The organism is Flavobacterium hydrophilum (assembly GCF_003202405.1).
GTDB lineage: Bacteria > Bacteroidota > Bacteroidia > Flavobacteriales > Flavobacteriaceae > Flavobacterium > Flavobacterium hydrophilum.
The window spans coordinates 169,037-187,594 of sequence record NZ_QJHL01000007.1 but is presented as its reverse complement, the minus strand read 5'-3'; the positions used below and the strand labels follow the sequence as shown (position 1 = coordinate 187,594).

Below are 18,558 nucleotides of genomic sequence, written 5' to 3'. Positions count from 1 at the left end.
GCTTTTAAAACTTGTCGGGTCTGAAAATGTATTTAAATTTTAAACTAATAACGCCCCTTTATTTTTAATATCATTATCTGTCAACAATGATTTTATATTATTGAAAGTGACCAAAGCGATCTGTGTTAAAGCTTCATTGGTAAAAAATGCCTGATGTGCTGTAACCAAAACATTTGGAAAACTCATTAAACGCTGGATCGCATCGTCTTGAATAATATCTTCTGATAAATCTTTGAAAAACAGTTTTTCTTCCTGTTCGTAAACATCGATCCCTAGATAGCCAATCTTTCCTTGTTTCAAACCTTCAATTACACAAGCCGTTTCAATTAGTCCTCCTCGGCTGGTGTTGATAATCATGACATGTTCTTTCATCAAAGCAATGGAATCTTTATTGATCACATGCTTTGTTTGATCGTTCAGCGGACAATGCAGCGAAATGATATCACTCGTTTTGAAAATCTTTTCTAAGGTTACAAAAGAGACTCCGTCTTTGATCATTTCATCATTTTCTACAATATCATACGCCAATACTTTACAGCCAAAACCTAAAGCAATTTTAGCAAAAGCTTTCCCGATATTTCCGGTTCCGATGATTCCGATTGTTTTTCCGAATAAGTCAAAACCTAGTAAACCGTTTAAGGCGAAATTTTGTTCTCGAACGCGATTGTAGGCTTTGTGTGTTTTTCTATTTAAGGTTAAAATCATGGCCATAGCATGTTCGGCAACTGCCTGAGGCGAATAAGCAGGAACACGGCAAACTTTTAGATTGTATTTTTTAGCCGCTTCTAAATCGACGTTGTTAAACCCTGCACAACGCAACGCAATAATTTTTACGTTTTTTTCTGCCAGTTGTCTGATGACTTCTTCATTGACAATGTCATTTACAAAAACACAGACAATTGTTGCATTCTCGATCAGAATTACCGTTTGCGGATTCAGCTGGGTTTCAAAATAATCCAATTGATAGCTAAATTCATCGTTGTATTTATTGAAGAAAGTTTTATCATACGGCTGGGTAGAAAAAAAAGCAATCTTTTTTTGGTTGTAAATAGAATTTAAGCTCATCATTAATTGTTTTAAAATTTTGATTTATTAGGGATCATTTTTTAAAATTTCCTTTAGGCAAATAATAAAGCCAGCTAAAGCCTATCAAAAACAATATTAAAGAAGCAACAAATGCAGGAATAAGAATTTCTTTATTGTTATCTAAAGCATTGTTCAGCGACGCATATAACAGCCAAATCTGAATACTGACATTGAGGATTAAGATACAAATTAATGATGAAAGAATAGCATTCAGTTTATTAGGATTGGATTGATTCTGACTTCTTCTAAAATTACTCATACTGATTTATTTTAATGTTTTATACTAGTTTATCTTCCTTTGCTGCCTTAACATAAACAGCATCATCTTTAAAAAAAACATCCAATTTCGGCAAAGCTCTTGGCGGAGGTCCTGCTAAAACGTCACCAGTTTTGGCATCAAAAGAACCTTCATGGCATGGGCAATGAATTATTCCGGTTCCAGGTTTGTAAAAAACAGAGCAGGAAAGATGGGTACATTTTTGCTCATAAGCCATAAATTCACCATTTTCCAAATGAATTAATATATACGGAATTGTACTTCCTTCGATTACAAAAGCACGGGTTCCTCCTACCGGGACTTCGTGTTTTTTACATACAAAATGTTCTCCATCAAGTTCTTCTTTTGGATAAATATAAGCTTTGGCAGCAACTAAACCACTGCCTACCATTAATCCTCCGGAAACTAAAGTAAGAAATTTTGCGAAATCTCGTCGGCTTACACTTGTTGCCAGCTGTTTTTCAATAGGAAAATCTTTTTTCCAGTTCTTATTTAAATTATCCTCTTTAGACATGGGTGTATTCTTTAATAAATTATTAGTTCAGTACTTCCTTTAGGCATCATAATGTTCACCTTAGTATTCACTGTTTCTTTCCCAAAGATGAAACTGTTTACAGGAGTACTGTTAGGACGCATTTCCTGAATTTCATCTCTTGTACCATAAAACAAAGCTCCACTTGGGCAAACGGTAGCACACATTGGTTTTTTGCCTACGCTGGTTCTGTCGTAACACATGGTACACTTCATCATCAGATCGTAATTTTCTTCTTTTTTAGGCACACCAAAAGGACAGGCCATCACACAATTCGAACACCCGATACATCTTTCGGTATTGGCTGTATGCACGATTCCGAATTCGTCCTGGGATATTGCATCTGCCGGACAGACATTTGCACAAACAGGGTCTTCGCAATGCATACACACCTGAACCGTTGTTTGTACGGTAGCAGCACGATCTACATAATTAACGTGTATCATTGATTCCTGACCATTAGTCTCGCATTCAGCACAGGCCAATTCACAAGCTTTACAGCCAATACAGCGTTGCATGTCTACAAAAAATTCTTCGTTTGTATTAAAACTGGTATAATTCATTTAATTCGTTTTTTATAGATTAAATACTGGCATATGCTTTTGATTCACTTGCTGGAGGCGCTATTTCATTAAGCGGTTCCAAATGACAGGCACAAACTTTAAATTCCGGTATTTTTGAAATTGGATCCAAAGTTCCAGGGGTCAATTGATTTGCTGATTTTTTTCCTGACCAATGGTATGGAATAAATACGGTATCTTCCCTTATAGTCTCTACAATATTAGCCGGAAAAATACCTTCTCCCCTTCTGGTTGAAACCCGTACTAATTCCCTTTGCTTAATACCGTATAGTTTAGCCATATTAGGATGAATTTCTAACAAAGGCTCCGGAAACTGATCTACTAACTTTCCGATTCTACGGGTTTGTGTTCCACTCAAATATTGAGAAACCACACGACCCGTTGTTAAAATTACCGGATAATGCTCATCAGTAACTTCACCCGGAAGCTTATATGGGGCGGGATTAAAATGTGCTTTCCCATCGGGTGTTTTAAACTTTCTGTCTTCCCACAAACGCGGTGTTCCCGGATGTCCTATTGTTGGACAAGGCCAAAAAACACCCATTTCATCTTCCACTCTTTTATAGGTTATTCCGTAGTAGTCGGCTGTTCCTCCTTTTGATGCAACACGCAATTCATTAAAAATCGCTTCACTGTTTTCATACGTAAATTTGTCTTTCACTCCCAAACGTTTGGCTATTTCCAAAATAATAGAAGTGTCTGTTCTGGCATCACCCGGAGGCGTAACTGCCTGACGAATACGAATAACCCTTCCTTCAGCAGAAGTCGTTGTGCCTTCTTCTTCTTCCTGCAAAGAACCTGCTAAAACAATATCGGCATGACGGGCTGTTTCGTTTAAAAAGAAATCAATACAAACATAAAATTCTAATTTTTCTAAAGCTTCACGGACGTAATTACTGTTTGGCAACGAAACCAATGGATTAAAACAAATGGATAATAAACCTTTTATTTCTCCTCTGTGAATGGCTTCGATAATTTCATAAGCGGATAAACCTTTTCCGGGTAAATCTTTCTCATTAATTCCCCAAACTTCTGAAATATATTTACGGTGTTCCGGATTTTCGATGTCCCTGTTTCCAGGTAATTGATCGCACTTATGACCGTGCTCTCTTCCTCCTTGTCCGTTTCCTTGTCCCGTAATCGTTGCATAACCACAATATGGTTTTCCAATTCTTCCAGTTGCCAAAACCAAATTGATACAGCCCAAAACATTATCTACTCCTTTTGAATGATGTTCGATTCCTCTTGCATGTAATAGAAAACTTGTATTGGCTTTACCCCATAATTCAGCGGCTTGTTGTATTTTTTCTTTTTTGATTCCGGTAACTTCTTCCGCCCATTCCAGTGTGTTATCTTTTACAGCGTCTAAAGTTTCCTGAAAACCCGAAGTATGATTATCTATAAAATCATGATCCAGCATATCGTGGTCTGCCAAATATTTTAACATGGCACCATACAACGCCGAATCAGTTCCCGGACGTACATCCAAATGAATGTCTGCCGTTCTTGCCAGCGGAATTATTCTTGGATCAATTACAATCAGTTTTGCACCTCTGTCCCTTGCTTTCCAGATCCAATGGGTTAAGGTTGGAAATGTTTCGCTGATATTGGCTCCCGCCACAATAATTACCTCAGCATATTCAAGATCAGAATAATTATTAGAACCTCTGTCCAGTCCAAATGCTTTTTTATTTCCGGCTCCTGCACTTACCATACACAAACGGCCGTTATAATCCAGATTTTTTGTTTTTAAAGCGACTCTGGCAAATTTCCCCACCAGATAACTTTTTTCATTGGTTAATGAAACTCCCGAAAGCATCGAGAAAGCATCGTTGCCATAGGTTTCCTGAATGCGTTTTATTTCTGAAACCGTTTTCTCCATCGCATCATCCCAGGAAGTGGGTACAAATCCCTGACCTTCTACTCTTTTTAACGGACTCAAAAGTCTGTCGGGATGATTGTTTTGTAAATATCGCTGAACTCCTTTTGGACAAAGTCTGCCCTCGTTGAAAGGAAATTCCATCCATGGTTCAAATCCTACTACTTTATTATCTTTTACAGATAATTGGATTCCACACTGCATTCCGCAAAAGCAGCAATGGGTTTTAACCAGTTCATCGGGTTCGTCTCTTCCTTCATAACCTTCCTTTGGACTATAATTTTTATGCGGCCCAAACAGTGCAACTATATTTTCTTCTGAAACAGGTAACTTTGCCATGTTTTATATTTTTCTTTTAAAAATTATCCAAATAAATTTCCGCCAGCCTGTCTTGCTCTCAAGTGTGCCTGGGCCAATCGGGATCTTTTTCCTTCGGGACTTAAATCAAGGTGTGAACTTCCGTCTTCCATCGAAAAATCAAAACCTAATTCTTTGGTCACTATTTTAAGATCGTCAATGTGCAGTTTTGTAGCGAACTCTTCTCCTGTGTGCGGACAAACTGCCATTCCTTTCTTTCTTCCTTCCTTATTGTAGATATGTGCACCAATTTGTGCCGGCCGCTGAATAATGTGAAAAAACTTCCCGAACGGAATCCAGATCAAAAACATAATTACCGTAACAGCATGGAGTACCGCCAAAAAGTCAAAAGCAAAACCTTTCATAAACTGATAGGAATAAGTCAGCCCTAATCCTGTAACCGAAATAGCAATCAATAAAATAAGCGGCAGCAAATCACCTTCAAAAGTCTGGGTAGCGATTAATCCGGGATTGGTTAATCGTCTTCTTAAATAATATAAGGATCCAAAAATTACCAGATAAGAAGACCAGTTCAGTGCATGAAATGTCAGGAATGCCATGATAGAACCCAGTTCAAAATCCATCACTTTGAAACCAAAAAAATGCGCCTCATAAACAGAAATACTATTTGGAGCCATCGTAAAATGAATCCAGCCAAACGTAAGCGGAATTGTGATTAAAAAAGCCGAAGTACATCCTATTGCAATCATAAAATGCGCCATCCAGCGGTATTTTCCTCTTGGATAAATAAACTTCTGAAAAGCAATATTTTCTATAGTTTCTTTCGATGCAAACCAAAAATGAGAGAATACTTTTCCTGTAAATAAGAAGGTAATTCCTCTTTTAAAATAAATCCATGTTGGAGGCCGCTGCAGCCAAACGGTATAGCGATACACAATCCCAAAAAAAGCAAACACAGTCCCGAAGAGATAGGTAATTAGTGCTGCATCAAAATTCTGCAATTTTCTTGACCCATAGAAAACCAATACGATCATAAATATTGAAAGTATTGTGGCAATGAGTAATGCTTTAGTATTAAAAGTTCTGTTTTTCATCCTGATCGTATTAAATACGCACTTATATTATATCCTCTATTTTTTTAGATTTAAAAGAGCCATTTTCTTAGGGGGTAAAATTAAACAAAGAGAAACTAAGTAAAAATACATAAGTATATTTTTCAAACACAATAATGCTTAAAAATGTTATAATGTCTCTAATTTAGAATGTTTAAAATCAAGAAGCAACGAAATTGCTCAATTTCTACTTATAATAAAATACGTAGTTTATTCTTTTCGGTCTATGTCTTTTGCAAATTCAGGTAATTTCTCTCTGGTCATTTTTACAATTACATTATGCATCCAAATCAGGCAAATGATCGATAATGCAAAAATAAAAAGCCATGAACTCGTCCAGAAGCCGGTAAATGAAAGCAGGTATCCAAAAACGATTGGACCTATAAAACCTCCTAAACCGCCAATCATTCCTACCATTCCTCCGATTACACCTACCTGAGTAGGGAAATATTCCGGAATATGTTTGTAAACTGCAGCTGAGCCAATTCCCCAACAGGAACCTATCAGAATGACCAAAATCAAATAGATCCACATATTTGCCTCAAAATGAATTTGGGTAATTCCGTCGGCAATCAGTTCTTTTTTCTGTACTTTTTGATTTTCGGCAACCACGATTTCCTGCCAGCTTGTTTTAGACGGCAAATAATTACTGTGCTTTGCCTTAAGATCTTTTTGAATTATCGGATATTCTTTTTTTCCGATAACCACTTTTGATGGAGACACTTCTGTTACTGTTCCAGCATTCCCAGCCAATAAACCACTTCCTGACGTTGTGATATCCATTTTAGGAAACAATAGCAGGAAACTTAATGCTACTGAAGAGCTGAGTACCCAATACATTACTTTTCGGGCACCAAATTTATCCGATAAAAATCCGCCAAAGGCACGAATAACACCTGCAGGCAAACTAAAACAAGTGGTAAACAAACCTCCCAAAATTAAACTCGTATGATACACATTCATAAAATTAGGCAGCAACCATTGAGAGAAGGAAACAAAAGAACCAAACAGTAAAAAATAATAGGTTCCAAAACGCCACACACGCACTTCTTTAAGCGGCTGTAAAAGTTCTGCTACCGATTTTGGTTTTGCATCTATTTTTTTTGCTTTTGAAAAAAGAATAAAGACAACTCCCATAATCAATAAAGCTGAGCCATAAATTACTGGCAGATATTTCCAGCCATTTACAGGATCAGATTCTGAAAAGTTTTTCAATAGACTAGGTGCTATAAATGGTGTAATAGAAGCCCCTGCAGTCCCCATTCCGAAGATACCAAGGGCACGTCCCTGCCATTCTTTTGGATACCAAAGCGAAGTATAAGCTACTCCGACAGCAAAACTGGTCCCCACCATTCCGAATAAGAAACTCAACAAGGCAAACATCCAGAAATTAGTCGCAAATGGCAATAAAAATAAAGGAATCGAAGCCAAAATAAGCAATGCGGAATATACTATCCTACCTCCAAATTTATCAGTTAATATTCCCATTGGCAATCGCATAAGTGAACCAGTAAGTACAGGTATTCCTAAGAGCCAGCCTATCTGAACTACATTCCAGTCGAATATTTTCTGATCAGTTAAAAAAGTAACCAATACCCCGTTTAAAGTCCAACAGGCAAAACAAACTGCAAAAGCAAGTGTGTTTAAAAATAATATTCGGTGTGATTGTGATAAATTGCTCATAAATTTTAAAAATTTAATCTCATCATAAAGATAAACAGTTCTTTTACAGCAAAGTATGATCTTTATCATTTTTTATTTGATCCTTATAAAATTCAGATTCATTTTAGATAAAAAAAATCTAACGAAATGGAATTTTTCTTCTTTTAAAATAAATACTGAGGGATTAAACGACAATTACAATTATTTTATTAAAGCATTTAAAATCATATTTGAAGAAAATCAGGCATCTGTAGAAATTATTATATTATTCACAAAAAAACCAATACACCCACAAAAAGGCAACATGAGCAGCTTACAAATAAATAAAAAAATAAAATTGTGTTAAATAATTAAACCTTTTATTTTATTCTTTGTCTTATATCCATAAACCAATAAAAAACAAATCATGAAAAAATTACTTATTGCGGCTTTACTATTCGTTGGAATAACAAGTTTCGCACAAGATGGAGATGGTGGTGATATGGATCAAAGACCAGCCCGTGAGCAAAGAGAGCGATTAACACCTGAACAGCGAAATGAAAGACAACTGAAAAAATTAACTACAGATCTGACTTTAGACGCAAAACAGCAAGAACAGGTAAAACAACTGATTGCAGAAAGAAGTGCTAAAACTGAAAAACTAAGAGAAGCCAGAAAAGAGCAAAGAGAGAAAGGTATAAAACTAACCCCTGAACAGAGAGAAACCCTGAGAAAAGAAATGACAGCTGAAGCAGATGCAAATGATGCTAAAATGAAAGGGATATTAACTGCCGACCAATACACCAAATGGAAAAAAAATCAGGAAGAAAATAAAGATAAGGCGAGAGACAGAATGAGAGAATACAGAGGAAATAACGATTAAATTTATTATAAAAAAGGGACTTTCGGGTCTCTTTTTCATTTCGTAACCATTTATACTTTCCTTAGTAGTTTCTGTTAAATAAAAGATAAACCTGCTGAGTGCCTTAAACTTAACAAACAAGATAATGTCTAATTCCTATAAACCTAAAAAAAATGACTTATGAAAAAATTATTTATCGCAGCTTTATTGTTCGTAGGAATAGTAAGTTTTGCACAAGAAACCAATCAGAAAACGGCACATGACCAAAAAGAAAAGTTAACTCCGGAGCAACGTAGTGAGAAGCATTTACAAAAATTAACTTCTGAATTAAGTTTGGATAAAAAACAACAAGAACAGTTCAAACAGCTTTTAGCAGAAAAAAGAGCTAAAGCAGAAAAATTTAAAGATGCAAAAAAAGACAAGAAAACAAAACCTACTACTGAAGAAAGACAAGCTTTTAAAAAAGAAATGAAAGCCGAAAAAGAAGCTACAGATGCAAAAGTAAAAGCAATACTAAATGCTGATCAATATGCAAAATGGACAGCTCTGAAAAAAGACCATAAAGGTCACAAAGGAAAAGATCATCATAGAGGTGATTTTAAAAGTCAGCAGGAGCGCGATGCGGCACATTTGCTAAAACTATCAACTGATTTAAACTTAAGTGTTAATCAGCAAAAACAAATCAGCGAACTTTTATCTGACAAAAGTACAAAAATGGCAATGCTGAAAAAAAGCAGAGGCGACAAACAACCAACTGATGCCGAAAAAACTGCCATGAAAAAACAGATGGAAGAAGATCATAAAGCTTATGATGCTAAAATGAAATCAATTCTAAATGCAGATCAGTATAAAAAATGGACTGCAATTCAAAAAGAGCACAAAGACAAAATGAAAGAACACAAAAAGGATAAAAAATAATTCAAAAAGCTTCAGGAATCAACCTGAAGCTTTTTTTATATTTTATAATAAATTACTAAAATGTTTTCGAAACCTTATCAATCGCATTAATCGTAAAATCTAAATCTTCATAAGTTAAAGCATCCGTAATAAACCATGTTTCGTATGCCGAAGGAGCAATATAAACCCCTTCCTGTAATAAACCGTGGAAGAATTTTCTGAAGGTTTCGTTATCTCCTTTTGCAGCCGTTTGAAAATCGGTTACCGGATTTGCGTCAAAATGTACCGAAATCATAGAACCTACTCTATTGATAGTAAAAACAACATTATTCGCTTTTAAAACCCTATTGATTCCTGCTTCTAAATAAGCCGTCTTTTCTTCTAAACGTGTAAATATTTCAGCATCATTATTTAAAGCTTGTAACATTGCTAATCCTGCAGCCATTGCCAAAGGATTTCCGGATAATGTTCCAGCCTGATACACCGGACCAAGGGGGGCTAAATGATTCATAATTTCTTCACGGGCAGCAAAAGCACCAACCGGTAATCCACCACCGATTACTTTTCCGAAAGTCACAATATCAGCATTGATATTATACAATTCCTGAACTCCTCCGCGAGCTAAACGGAAACCTGTCATTACCTCATCAAAAATCAATAAGATTCCATTTGCTGTACATAATTCTCTTAACCCTTCCAGGAAACCTTTTTGAGGTGGAATACAACCCATGTTTCCGGCAACTGCTTCGATGATAATTACTGCAATTTCGCCTTTATTAGCTTCAATTAACGTTTTTACATTCTCTAAATCATTGTATTTTGCCAATAACGTATCTTTTGCAGTTCCTTCTGTAACTCCAGGGCTGTTTGGAGAACCAAAAGTTACAGCTCCACTTCCCGCCTGAATCAAAAAAGAATCAGAATGTCCGTGATAACATCCTGCGAATTTTACAATTTTATCTCTTTTTGTAAACCCGCGAGCCAGACGAATAGCGCTCATACAAGCTTCTGTTCCAGAATTCACAAAACGAATTTTATCGATATTCGGAACCATCGAAACAGCCAAAGCTGCAATTTCGGTTTCCAGTTCTGTCGGCATTCCAAATGAAGTTCCTAGCTTTGCTTTTTCGATTACCGCATCTACAACCGGTTGATAGGCATGACCTAAAACCATTGGCCCCCAGGAATTGATATAATCTATTAATTTATTTCCATCTTCATCATACAAATAAGCACCTTTGGCACTTTTTACAAAAATCGGAGTTCCTCCAACTGCTTTAAATGCTCTTACCGGTGAATTTACGCCTCCCGGAATTACTTTTTCTGCTTCAGCAAAAAGCTGACTACTTCTTTTATAAATCATTTTTTTTTTAGATTATTAGATCTTTAGACTTCTTAGATTATTAGATTTTAAATCACAAACTAAGCTCTTTATCTTTTATATATTCATTAAAATATTTTGTTCGATTTGTTTTTCTTTTGAAAGGTCTTCAAATTTTAAGTCTGACATTCCCTGAGGAGAATAAAATTCCCATTTCCAAGTCGGTTTGTGTTTTATGAAGAAATGACTCTCTGCAAATTCATCATGAATATAAACTCCACAGAAGAGTCTAGCACTTAAAGTTAATGCTAAAATAAGAGTACAGATTGAAATTTTCTTATTCATTAATAATTTACAATTAACAACTAATAATTATTATTTCACTTTCAATCTTTGTCCAACTGAAAGCGTATTATCTGAAAGATTATTTTTTTGTTTTAAATCATCAACCAGGATGTTGAATTTTTTTGAAATCGAATACAAAGTATCTCCTTTTTGAACTTCGTATAAATTAGGATCGTTTGAATTTGAAACTGTACCTGAAGAACTTCTTATTGGTGCCGAATTATTAATTGCTGTATAATTTTTTCCAGTAACCTGACAATCGTACTGATGCAGATTGTAACGCTCAATATAACTGATCAATTTATCCGGATAATTTGGATCTGTTGCATAGCCACAAGCCCTTAACCCTTTTGACCAGGCTTTATAATCGTCTTTTTCATAGGTAAATAAGACTGCATATCGGTTTTTTCCAACCAAAAATAAAGCATGATCACGATAGGATTCTGCTGACTCCTTGTATTTTCTAAAACATTCCTGAGCCGAATCATCATCGTGACGAACACTTTCACCAAGCCAGTCTTTATGACATTTAATTCCGAAATGGTTATTCGCCGTTACAGCCAAATCGCCTCTTCCTGCCCCGGATTCTAAAATTCCCTGCGCCAGAATAATACTCGCAGGAATTCCGTACGCTTTCATATTTCCCATGGCAATATCTTTGTACTGCAACACATAATTATTGATTAAATCGCTGGTAACAACGGTTTTTGAAGTAGATTGAATTACTTCGGTTGTATTATTTCTAGAAGGGTATTTTGCAGTTGGTCTGGAAGTAACTCCTTTTTTAGCCGAAGCTGTTCTGGGTTTCTGAACCGCCGCCTGCTTTTTAGTTGTTGCGATAGTGGGTTTGCTGGAAGAACAGCTTGCCAATACTGAGATTACGAAAAGTGCAATTATTTTTTTAAACATCAATTTTGAGTATTGGTAATTTTTTCTGCTTCAATCTTAAATTCATTCCCTTAATTCCCTGTAATCCGCCGGTGTGAATGAGTAAAATTTTTGAATCTGCAGGAAAATAATTTTTATGGATTAAATCTATAACGCCAAAAACCATCTTTCCTGTATAAATTGGATCTAAGGGCACTTTATTTTCTTCAAAAAAAGCATTAATAAATTCAATTAATTCTAAATTTATCTTGCCATAACCTCCAAAATGATAGTCAGAAATTAAATTCCAGTTATCTTTTTTTGCAAAAATACGAATTTCATCTTGTAAAAAGTCACCTTTTAACGCCGGAAATCCCAAAATTTTCTGATTTGCTAAGGCACTATTAATTAATCCGGAAATTGTACCGCCTGTTCCGACAGCGCAGCAAACGTAATTAAAAACAGCATCTCCATCTGTCAAAATCTCCTCACAGCCTTTTACCGCCATTTCGTTTGTACCGCCTTCGGGAACTAAATAAAAATCGCCGAATTTCTCTTTTAAATTTTTAATGTATGATTCTTCGTTTTTTAAACGATACTCTTCCCTCGAAACAAATTCAAATTGCATTCCGTTTTCCTGAGCGAATTTAAGCGTTGGATTTTCTTCAATTTTACCCAAAAGTTCCTCACCGCGAATGATTCCGATTGTTTTAAAACCCTGCTCTTTTCCTGCAAATGCTACAGCAGCAATATGATTGGAAAAAGCACCTCCAAAAGTTAACAACGTTTGTTTGTTTTCCGCTTTCGCCTGAGGCAAATTGTATTTCAGCTTTCTGAATTTATTCCCGGAAACAAAAGGATGAATCAGGTCTTCACGCTTTATTGTCAAAGAAATATCGTTTTTAAACTGAATATTTACAGGTTGATTGAAAACTGGATTCATTTTAATTTGATGTAATGCAGAAACTTAAAAAAAGATCTTCTTTTCAGATAACTTAAATCGATTTCATTACTGTACGCTTCTCTTTCAAAACTGATGTTTCGGTAGGCTAAATCTTTGTTTTTATACTGAATCAACCGAATTAGATATTCCAAAATATACCAAATAAAAAATGGAACAACTAACATTTCAAGCTGCTGTCGCAAATGTATTTTTTCGTGATTTAGAAAAACTCCGTTTGTTTTATTGAAATCATATTTTACCAAAATAAAAGGAAATACAGCCATTCCGCTATATCCTTTCGGAATTAAATATTTAACAACAATCACAAACATTGGCTGTAAAATTTATAAATTTGTACTTGTAGAATTGTTTGATTTCATTAAAATCATAATTAATCGATGTTTTTGATTTTAATAAAATCCAAATTTGACGAAAAACAGATTTATGAAAGAGCAAAGTAATGAAAATAAATTAATAGAAGGCGAAGATTTTTATTATACTCCCGAAGGTTACAAATGCTTTACTGAAAAACATCACTTAAAACGTGGTTACTGCTGCAAAAGCGGCTGTCGTCATTGTCCGTATGGTTTTGATAAACGAACGGGAGAAATAAGGAAATAGATTGTTAGATTATTAGACTTCTTAGATCTTAGATCTTTTTATTGTCTAAAAACCAGCAATCCCTGAGTCAAATAAAAAGAGATTGTTCCATTTTTCGAAATCTAACAATCTAAGAAGTCTAATAATCTAAAATGGATATTCACTCAAGAAAATTTAGGATTACAATCCACAAATCCTATCACAGGTCGGATATCCGTTATCCCTAGTTTTTTTAATTAGAAAATGTGTCAATTTAAGAATTAGATAATTCTTTACGACAAATTTAAAATTGCACTAACCTAATTAAAACAGCTGTTTGATTTTAACTTCAGAAAATCTAAGAAGTCTAAAAATCTAACATCCAAAAATCAAAAAAATGACTTTCAAGGAACAAATACAACAAGGAATTCCAAATATCTTACCTCCAAAGGCAACGTACGACCCAGCAATTAATCATGCTCCGAAACGAAAAGAAATTCTTTCAGCAGAAGAAAAAAAACTGGCGCTGAAAAATGCTTTACGTTATTTTGATCCAAAACATCACGCCGAATTAATTCCTGAATTTTCAGAAGAATTAGAAACCTACGGACGTATTTACATGTATCGTCTTCGTCCTGATTACAGAATGCATGCGAGACCAATTGACGAATATCCGGGAAAATCTTTGCAGGCAAAAGCGATTATGCATATGATTCAGAACAATTTGGATTATGCTGTGGCTCAGCATCCGCATGAATTGATTACGTATGGCGGAAACGGAGCTGTTTTTCAGAATTGGGCACAATATTTACTGACGATGCAGTATTTGTCTGAAATGACAGATGAGCAAACTTTGACCATGTACTCAGGGCATCCGATGGGATTATTCCCTTCACATAAAGAAGCGCCGAGAGTTGTGGTTACCAACGGAATGGTAATCCCGAATTATTCAAAACCTGATGATTGGGAAAAAATGAACGCTCTGGGCGTTTCGCAATACGGGCAAATGACAGCAGGAAGTTATATGTACATTGGCCCACAGGGAATTGTACACGGAACTACAATCACGGTTTTGAATGGTTTTAGAAAAATAAAACTAAATCCGGAAGGCAGTTTATTTGTAACTTCCGGTCTTGGCGGTATGTCGGGTGCACAGCCAAAAGCAGGAAATATTGCAGGCTGTATTACGGTCTGTGCTGAAGTAAATCCGAAGATTACTAAAATTCGCCATGAACAAGGATGGATAAATGAAGTCGTGACCTCAACAGATGAGCTGGTTGCCAGAGTCGCTTTGGCGAAAGCCAAAAAAGAAACCGTTTCTATTGCTTATTTGGGAAATGTGGTTGATGTTTGGGAATGTTTCGACAAAGAAAACATCAGAATTGATTTAGGATCCGATCAGACTTCGCTTCATAATCCGTGGGCAGGCGGTTATTATCCGGTTGGAATTTCGTTTGAAGACGCTAACAAAATGATGGCTGAAAATCCTGAATTATTCAAAGAAAAAGTTCAGGAAACCTTACGCCGCCACGCAGCTGCTATTAACAAACATACGGAAAAAGGAACGTACTTCTTTGATTACGGAAATGCTTTTTTATTAGAAGCATCCCGCGCAGGAGCCGATGTAATGGCAGAAAACAATATCGATTTTAAATACCCTAGTTATGTTCAGGATATTATGGGACCAATGTGTTTCGATTACGGATTTGGACCTTTCCGTTGGGTTTGTACTTCCGGAAAGCCGGAAGATTTATTAAAAACGGATGCAATAGCCTGCAAAGTTTTAGAAAAAATAGCTGAGACTGCTCCGGATGAAATTCAGCAGCAAATGCAGGATAACATCAAATGGATAAAAGGTGCACAGGAAAACAAACTCGTTGTAGGTTCGCAGGCTAGAATCTTATATGCTGATGCCGAAGGACGAATTAAAATTGCCGAAGCTTTTAATCAGGCAATTGCAAAAGGTGAAATTGGTGCTGTTGTTTTAGGGCGCGATCATCATGATGTTTCGGGAACGGATTCTCCATACAGAGAGACTTCAAACATTTATGACGGATCCCGTTTTACTGCCGACATGGCCATTCAAAACGTGATTGGCGACAGTTTTAGAGGAGCAACCTGGGTATCCATTCATAACGGTGGCGGAGTTGGCTGGGGAGAGGTTATAAACGGCGGCTTTGGTATGGTTCTTGATGGTTCTACAGAAGCTTCAAAACGTTTAACGTCAATGCTTTTCTGGGATGTAAACAACGGAATTTCAAGAAGAAGCTGGGCTAGAAATGAAGGTGCTGTTTTTGCTATAAAAAGAGCAATGGAGGTTCAGCCTTTATTAAAAGTAACTTTGCCTAATCTGGTTGATGAAAGCTTACTATAACTAAAACAAAAACATTTAATACTAAAATTTATGAAAACATTCAAATTAGTTCCGATTTTGCTGCTATTGATTCTTACTTCATGCAGCAGTGTTACTGTTTATTCTGATTACGATAAAAATGTCGATTTTGCGCCTTATAAAACCTATGCTTTCTTCAAACCCGGAATTGACAAAGTAGAGATTTCTGATTTGGATAAAAGACGCATTCTACACGCAATTGATGCCGAAATGCAGGCAAAAGGATTTACTAAAAGTGAGAATCCTGATTTATTAGTAAACATTTTTACTAAATCAAGAGAGCAGGTGAATGTTAACCAATTTAATGCCGGATGGGGCTACGGTTGGGGATGGGGATGGAATCCGTGGATGATGTACGGAGGAAACCAAACAAGTGTTTCAACTTCTACAGAAGGTACTTTATATATCGATTTGATCGATGCCAAAAAGAAAGAAATGATCTGGCAGGGTGAGGGTCAGGGAACACTTACGCGAAACATTGACAAAAAAGATGAAAAAATTGCTGCTTTTGTAAACAAAATTTTGGCTCAGTATCCGCCACAGGTAAAAAAATAATTGATACATTTGTCCTTCAGACAACAAAAAATGACAAACTTTAATAACATTATTATCGCTATTATCAACATTATTGCAATTCAGCAGTAATGAGCGGGATGTTATATAAATAAGTAAACATACATTTATGAAACCTCCCAAAACGGGAGGTTTTTTATTTTAGAAAAACTGATATTATGAATTTATTTAACGAAGTACTTAATGCAAAAAAGCAACTTGAAAATGTTGTTGCAGCCACACCGCTCACACAAAACCTAAATCTTTCAGACGAATTTAAATCGACCATTTTATTAAAAAGAGAAGATTTACAAATTGTCCGTTCTTATAAGATCAGAGGCGCTTACAATAAGATTGCTTCGTTGAGTGAAAAAGAAAAATCGAATGGAATTGTATGTGCCAGTGCAGGAAATCATGCACAGGGTGTTGCTTACTCGTGTCATTTGCTGCATATAAAAGGTAAAATCTATATGCCCAAAACTACCCCGAAGCAAAAAGTAAAACAAGTTCAGTTATTCGGGAAATCGTTTGTTGAAATCGTGCTTACCGGAGATACTTTTGATGACGCGTATGGCTCAGCCACTGCTGACGCTATTAAAAATCATAAAAAATTCATACATCCATTTGACGATGAAAAAGTAATTGCAGGACAGGGAACTGTTGGTCTTGAAATTTTAGACACTTACAAACAGCCGATCGATTATGTTTTTGTACCAATTGGCGGAGGCGGACTGGCTTCCGGTTTATCTGAGGTATTTAAACATTTAAGCCCGAACACAAAAATAATTGGAGTCGAGCCAAAAGGAGCGCCTTCGATGAAAACTTCCATCGAAGCAAACAAAAATACAGTCTTAAAAACCATTGACAAGTTTGTTGACGGAGCTGCGGTAAAACAAGTTGGCGATATGACTTTCGAAATCTGTAAACGAAACCTGGAGGATATTATTCTGGTTCCTGAAGGAAAAGTCTGCACTACCATTTTACGGTTATACAATGAAGAAGCTATGGTGGTAGAACCTGCAGGTGCTTTGACAATTGCTGCTTTAGACTTTTATAAAGACAAAATAAAAGGCAAAACTGTAGTTTGTGTCGTGAGCGGAAGCAATAATGATATCGAAAGAACAGCCGAAATAAAAGAACGCTCCTTGCTTTACGAAGGATTGATGCATTATTTTATGATTCAGTTTCCGCAGCGTCCGGGCGCTTTAAAAGAATTCGTAAACAATATTTTGGGACCTGATGATGACATTACCTATTTTCAGTTTCACAAAAAGAACAACCGCGAAGTTGGTTCTGTTGTAGTTGGATTAGAATTGAAAAACAAAAAAGACATTAAAGCCATTAAAATGAATATGACCAAAAATGGCTTCGAATTTCATTATCTGAACGATAATCAGGATTTGTTTACGCAGTTAATTGGTTAAACAAAATATGCTGTTATGATAAATATCAGCAAATAAAGAAGGGGTTATATCGTATTTTTGTAGTTGAAAATTTAATTTACAACAATGGCATTGCAGGATATTTCAAATATAGAAAACATAAAACTTTTAGTCAATACATTTTACGAAAAAGTACAAAACGATGATTTGATCGGGCCTATTTTTAATGAAAAAATGACGGGAAGATGGCCGGAACATTTAGAAAAAATGTACCGTTTCTGGCAGACTTTGCTTTTAGAAGAACATACGTATTCCGGAAGCCCTTTTCCGCCACACAAACATTTACCTGTAGACCAAGCACATTTTGATCGCTGGATGGAAATTTTTACAGAAACAGTTGATTCTTTATTTGTTGGAAAATTAGCCGAAGAAGCAAAAGTTCGTGCAGCTAATATGGCCTACATGTTCAATTATAAAATTGAATATTTCAGAAATCAGGGAAATCAATAAAAGAACAATATAAATTCAATAAAACTTTATTACTAAATATGAAAAAACTAATTATTGTTTGTAATCTACTTTGTATGTTCTTTGCTATCGCCACAAAGGCACAATCTGCCAAAAGCATGCTGTACAAAGGCACTATTGACGGAAAAATAGCCGTCACATTTTATATAAAAGAAGAAGAAAATCCTTGTACAGCGGATATAATGTACACTTCAATGTACCGTTACGATAAATCCGGAAGCTGGATACAATTAGACATTACCCAAAATAAAAAGAATGAAAACCAATTTGCATTAGTCGAGTATGGGTTTTCAGGAGCTATGATTTTAAAGAAAGAAGGAACTAATTTTAACGGAATATGGATAAGTCCTGACAGTAAAAAGCAATTAAAAGTAACGCTGAAAGAAGTTCGTATGACCAAAAAAGAAACTGAAAGTTACGAGGATAAAATGGAGAAATTGAACTATGAAAATAACGATTGTTAA

At 35.7% G+C, this 18,558-nt stretch carries 20 protein-coding genes; 8 read left to right on the top strand and 12 right to left on the bottom strand.

The window, feature by feature from the left end; all coding sequences use genetic code 11:
• Window positions 1-39: 39 nt before the first annotated feature.
• The 7 genes from DMB68_RS21645 to DMB68_RS21615 form a co-directional block, all read right to left on the bottom strand.
• Window positions 40-1,065: a 2-hydroxyacid dehydrogenase gene (locus DMB68_RS21645; RefSeq protein ID WP_110348706.1), complete on the bottom strand. Its 1,026-nt coding sequence runs from the start codon at window positions 1,063-1,065 to the stop codon at window positions 40-42.
• A 34-nt stretch (window positions 1,066-1,099) separates the two neighbouring features.
• Complete coding sequence (locus DMB68_RS21640) at window positions 1,100-1,345, bottom strand: DUF6755 family protein (protein ID WP_110348705.1); 246 nt, start codon at window positions 1,343-1,345, stop codon at window positions 1,100-1,102.
• A 19-nt stretch (window positions 1,346-1,364) separates the two neighbouring features.
• Window positions 1,365-1,877: a QcrA and Rieske domain-containing protein gene (locus DMB68_RS21635; protein WP_110348704.1), complete on the bottom strand. Its 513-nt coding sequence runs from the start codon at window positions 1,875-1,877 to the stop codon at window positions 1,365-1,367.
• Window positions 1,878-1,888: 11 nt separating this feature from the next.
• On the bottom strand, window positions 1,889-2,458 hold the full coding sequence (locus tag DMB68_RS21630) for a 4Fe-4S dicluster domain-containing protein (protein WP_110348703.1): 570 nt from the start codon (window positions 2,456-2,458) through the stop codon (window positions 1,889-1,891).
• A gap of 19 nt (window positions 2,459-2,477) precedes the next feature.
• Window positions 2,478-4,694: a molybdopterin oxidoreductase family protein gene (locus tag DMB68_RS21625; protein WP_110348702.1), complete on the bottom strand. Its 2,217-nt coding sequence runs from the start codon at window positions 4,692-4,694 to the stop codon at window positions 2,478-2,480.
• Between the two features lie 23 nt (window positions 4,695-4,717).
• The gene (locus DMB68_RS21620; protein WP_110348701.1) at window positions 4,718-5,767 is read right to left on the bottom strand and encodes an MFS transporter; all 1,050 of its coding nucleotides are present in this window, start codon (window positions 5,765-5,767) and stop codon (window positions 4,718-4,720) included.
• Between the two features lie 228 nt (window positions 5,768-5,995).
• On the bottom strand, window positions 5,996-7,468 hold the full coding sequence (locus DMB68_RS21615) for an MFS transporter (RefSeq protein ID WP_110348742.1): 1,473 nt from the start codon (window positions 7,466-7,468) through the stop codon (window positions 5,996-5,998).
• A 385-nt stretch (window positions 7,469-7,853) separates the two neighbouring features.
• Here DMB68_RS21615 and DMB68_RS21605 point away from each other — a divergent pair, with 385 nt between their 5' ends.
• Together DMB68_RS21605 and DMB68_RS23700 are read left to right on the top strand one after the other, a co-directional pair.
• Window positions 7,854-8,309, top strand: coding sequence for a hypothetical protein (locus DMB68_RS21605; protein WP_110348699.1), 456 nt, complete (start codon window positions 7,854-7,856; stop codon window positions 8,307-8,309).
• A 159-nt stretch (window positions 8,310-8,468) separates the two neighbouring features.
• A complete protein-coding gene (locus DMB68_RS23700; protein ID WP_231131715.1) occupies window positions 8,469-9,206 on the top strand; it encodes a hypothetical protein in 738 nt (245 codons plus the stop codon).
• Window positions 9,207-9,261: 55 nt separating this feature from the next.
• Here the strand turns inward: DMB68_RS23700 and hemL are convergent, their stop codons facing one another.
• From hemL to DMB68_RS21575, 5 genes are all read right to left on the bottom strand, one after another.
• A complete protein-coding gene (gene hemL / locus DMB68_RS21595; protein WP_110348698.1) occupies window positions 9,262-10,548 on the bottom strand; it encodes a glutamate-1-semialdehyde 2,1-aminomutase in 1,287 nt (428 codons plus the stop codon).
• A 75-nt stretch (window positions 10,549-10,623) separates the two neighbouring features.
• Window positions 10,624-10,851 carry a hypothetical protein gene (locus tag DMB68_RS21590; RefSeq protein ID WP_110348697.1) on the bottom strand — a complete coding sequence of 76 codons (228 nt, stop codon included), beginning with the start codon at window positions 10,849-10,851 and terminating at the stop codon, window positions 10,624-10,626.
• Window positions 10,852-10,881: 30 nt separating this feature from the next.
• The gene (locus tag DMB68_RS21585; RefSeq protein ID WP_110348696.1) at window positions 10,882-11,760 is read right to left on the bottom strand and encodes a glucosaminidase domain-containing protein; all 879 of its coding nucleotides are present in this window, start codon (window positions 11,758-11,760) and stop codon (window positions 10,882-10,884) included.
• Window positions 11,753-12,661: a 1-aminocyclopropane-1-carboxylate deaminase/D-cysteine desulfhydrase gene (locus tag DMB68_RS21580; RefSeq protein ID WP_110348695.1), complete on the bottom strand. Its 909-nt coding sequence runs from the start codon at window positions 12,659-12,661 to the stop codon at window positions 11,753-11,755. Before DMB68_RS21580 ends, DMB68_RS21585 begins: the two co-directional genes overlap by 8 nt.
• A complete protein-coding gene (locus tag DMB68_RS21575; RefSeq protein WP_110348694.1) occupies window positions 12,658-12,993 on the bottom strand; it encodes an FHA domain-containing protein in 336 nt (111 codons plus the stop codon). The genes DMB68_RS21580 and DMB68_RS21575 overlap by 4 nt, the downstream gene beginning before the upstream one ends.
• A 112-nt stretch (window positions 12,994-13,105) precedes the next feature.
• Here DMB68_RS21575 and DMB68_RS23440 point away from each other — a divergent pair, with 112 nt between their 5' ends.
• The 6 genes from DMB68_RS23440 (at window position 13,106) to DMB68_RS21550 (ending at window position 18,558) form a co-directional block, all read left to right on the top strand.
• Window positions 13,106-13,282 (top strand): DUF5522 domain-containing protein, encoded by a 177-nt coding sequence (locus tag DMB68_RS23440; RefSeq protein WP_165830187.1) that lies wholly within the window; start codon window positions 13,106-13,108, stop codon window positions 13,280-13,282.
• A gap of 355 nt (window positions 13,283-13,637) precedes the next feature.
• Entirely contained in the window at window positions 13,638-15,614 is a 1,977-nt protein-coding gene (locus DMB68_RS21570) for a urocanate hydratase (protein ID WP_110348693.1), read from the top strand.
• A gap of 30 nt (window positions 15,615-15,644) precedes the next feature.
• The gene (locus DMB68_RS21565) at window positions 15,645-16,187 is read left to right on the top strand and encodes a DUF4136 domain-containing protein (protein WP_110348692.1); all 543 of its coding nucleotides are present in this window, start codon (window positions 15,645-15,647) and stop codon (window positions 16,185-16,187) included.
• A 176-nt stretch (window positions 16,188-16,363) separates the two neighbouring features.
• Entirely contained in the window at window positions 16,364-17,608 is a 1,245-nt protein-coding gene (gene ilvA / locus DMB68_RS21560) for a threonine ammonia-lyase IlvA (protein WP_110348691.1), read from the top strand.
• 84 nt (window positions 17,609-17,692) lie between these two features.
• Window positions 17,693-18,076 carry a group III truncated hemoglobin gene (locus DMB68_RS21555; RefSeq protein ID WP_110348690.1) on the top strand — a complete coding sequence of 128 codons (384 nt, stop codon included), beginning with the start codon at window positions 17,693-17,695 and terminating at the stop codon, window positions 18,074-18,076.
• A 38-nt stretch (window positions 18,077-18,114) separates the two neighbouring features.
• Window positions 18,115-18,558, top strand: a complete 444-nt coding sequence (locus tag DMB68_RS21550; RefSeq protein WP_110348689.1) for a hypothetical protein — start codon at window positions 18,115-18,117, stop codon at window positions 18,556-18,558.

Excerpts from the sequence above, each read along its gene's own strand:
- DMB68_RS21635 (WP_110348704.1), bottom strand. The coding sequence starts at position 1,877 with ATGTCTAAAGAGGATAATTTAAATAAGAACTGGAAAAAAGATTTTCCT.
- DMB68_RS21645 (WP_110348706.1), bottom strand. The coding sequence starts at position 1,065 with ATGAGCTTAAATTCTATTTACAACCAAAAAAAGATTGCTTTTTTTTCT.
- DMB68_RS21590 (WP_110348697.1), bottom strand. The coding sequence starts at position 10,851 with ATGAATAAGAAAATTTCAATCTGTACTCTTATTTTAGCATTAACTTTA.
- DMB68_RS21615 (WP_110348742.1), bottom strand. The coding sequence starts at position 7,468 with ATGAGCAATTTATCACAATCACACCGAATATTATTTTTAAACACACTT.
- DMB68_RS21570 (WP_110348693.1), top strand. The coding sequence starts at position 13,638 with ATGACTTTCAAGGAACAAATACAACAAGGAATTCCAAATATCTTACCT.
- ilvA (WP_110348691.1), top strand. The coding sequence starts at position 16,364 with ATGAATTTATTTAACGAAGTACTTAATGCAAAAAAGCAACTTGAAAAT.
- DMB68_RS21585 (WP_110348696.1), bottom strand. The coding sequence starts at position 11,760 with ATGTTTAAAAAAATAATTGCACTTTTCGTAATCTCAGTATTGGCAAGC.
- DMB68_RS21565 (WP_110348692.1), top strand. The coding sequence starts at position 15,645 with ATGAAAACATTCAAATTAGTTCCGATTTTGCTGCTATTGATTCTTACT.
- DMB68_RS21575 (WP_110348694.1), bottom strand. The coding sequence starts at position 12,993 with ATGTTTGTGATTGTTGTTAAATATTTAATTCCGAAAGGATATAGCGGA.
- hemL (WP_110348698.1), bottom strand. The coding sequence starts at position 10,548 with ATGATTTATAAAAGAAGTAGTCAGCTTTTTGCTGAAGCAGAAAAAGTA.
- DMB68_RS21555 (WP_110348690.1), top strand. The coding sequence starts at position 17,693 with ATGGCATTGCAGGATATTTCAAATATAGAAAACATAAAACTTTTAGTC.
- DMB68_RS21625 (WP_110348702.1), bottom strand. The coding sequence starts at position 4,694 with ATGGCAAAGTTACCTGTTTCAGAAGAAAATATAGTTGCACTGTTTGGG.
- DMB68_RS21620 (WP_110348701.1), bottom strand. The coding sequence starts at position 5,767 with ATGAAAAACAGAACTTTTAATACTAAAGCATTACTCATTGCCACAATA.
- DMB68_RS23700 (WP_231131715.1), top strand. The coding sequence starts at position 8,469 with ATGAAAAAATTATTTATCGCAGCTTTATTGTTCGTAGGAATAGTAAGT.
- DMB68_RS21605 (WP_110348699.1), top strand. The coding sequence starts at position 7,854 with ATGAAAAAATTACTTATTGCGGCTTTACTATTCGTTGGAATAACAAGT.
- DMB68_RS23440 (WP_165830187.1), top strand. The coding sequence starts at position 13,106 with ATGAAAGAGCAAAGTAATGAAAATAAATTAATAGAAGGCGAAGATTTT.
- DMB68_RS21630 (WP_110348703.1), bottom strand. The coding sequence starts at position 2,458 with ATGAATTATACCAGTTTTAATACAAACGAAGAATTTTTTGTAGACATG.
- DMB68_RS21550 (WP_110348689.1), top strand. The coding sequence starts at position 18,115 with ATGAAAAAACTAATTATTGTTTGTAATCTACTTTGTATGTTCTTTGCT.
- DMB68_RS21580 (WP_110348695.1), bottom strand. The coding sequence starts at position 12,661 with ATGAATCCAGTTTTCAATCAACCTGTAAATATTCAGTTTAAAAACGAT.
- DMB68_RS21640 (WP_110348705.1), bottom strand. The coding sequence starts at position 1,345 with ATGAGTAATTTTAGAAGAAGTCAGAATCAATCCAATCCTAATAAACTG.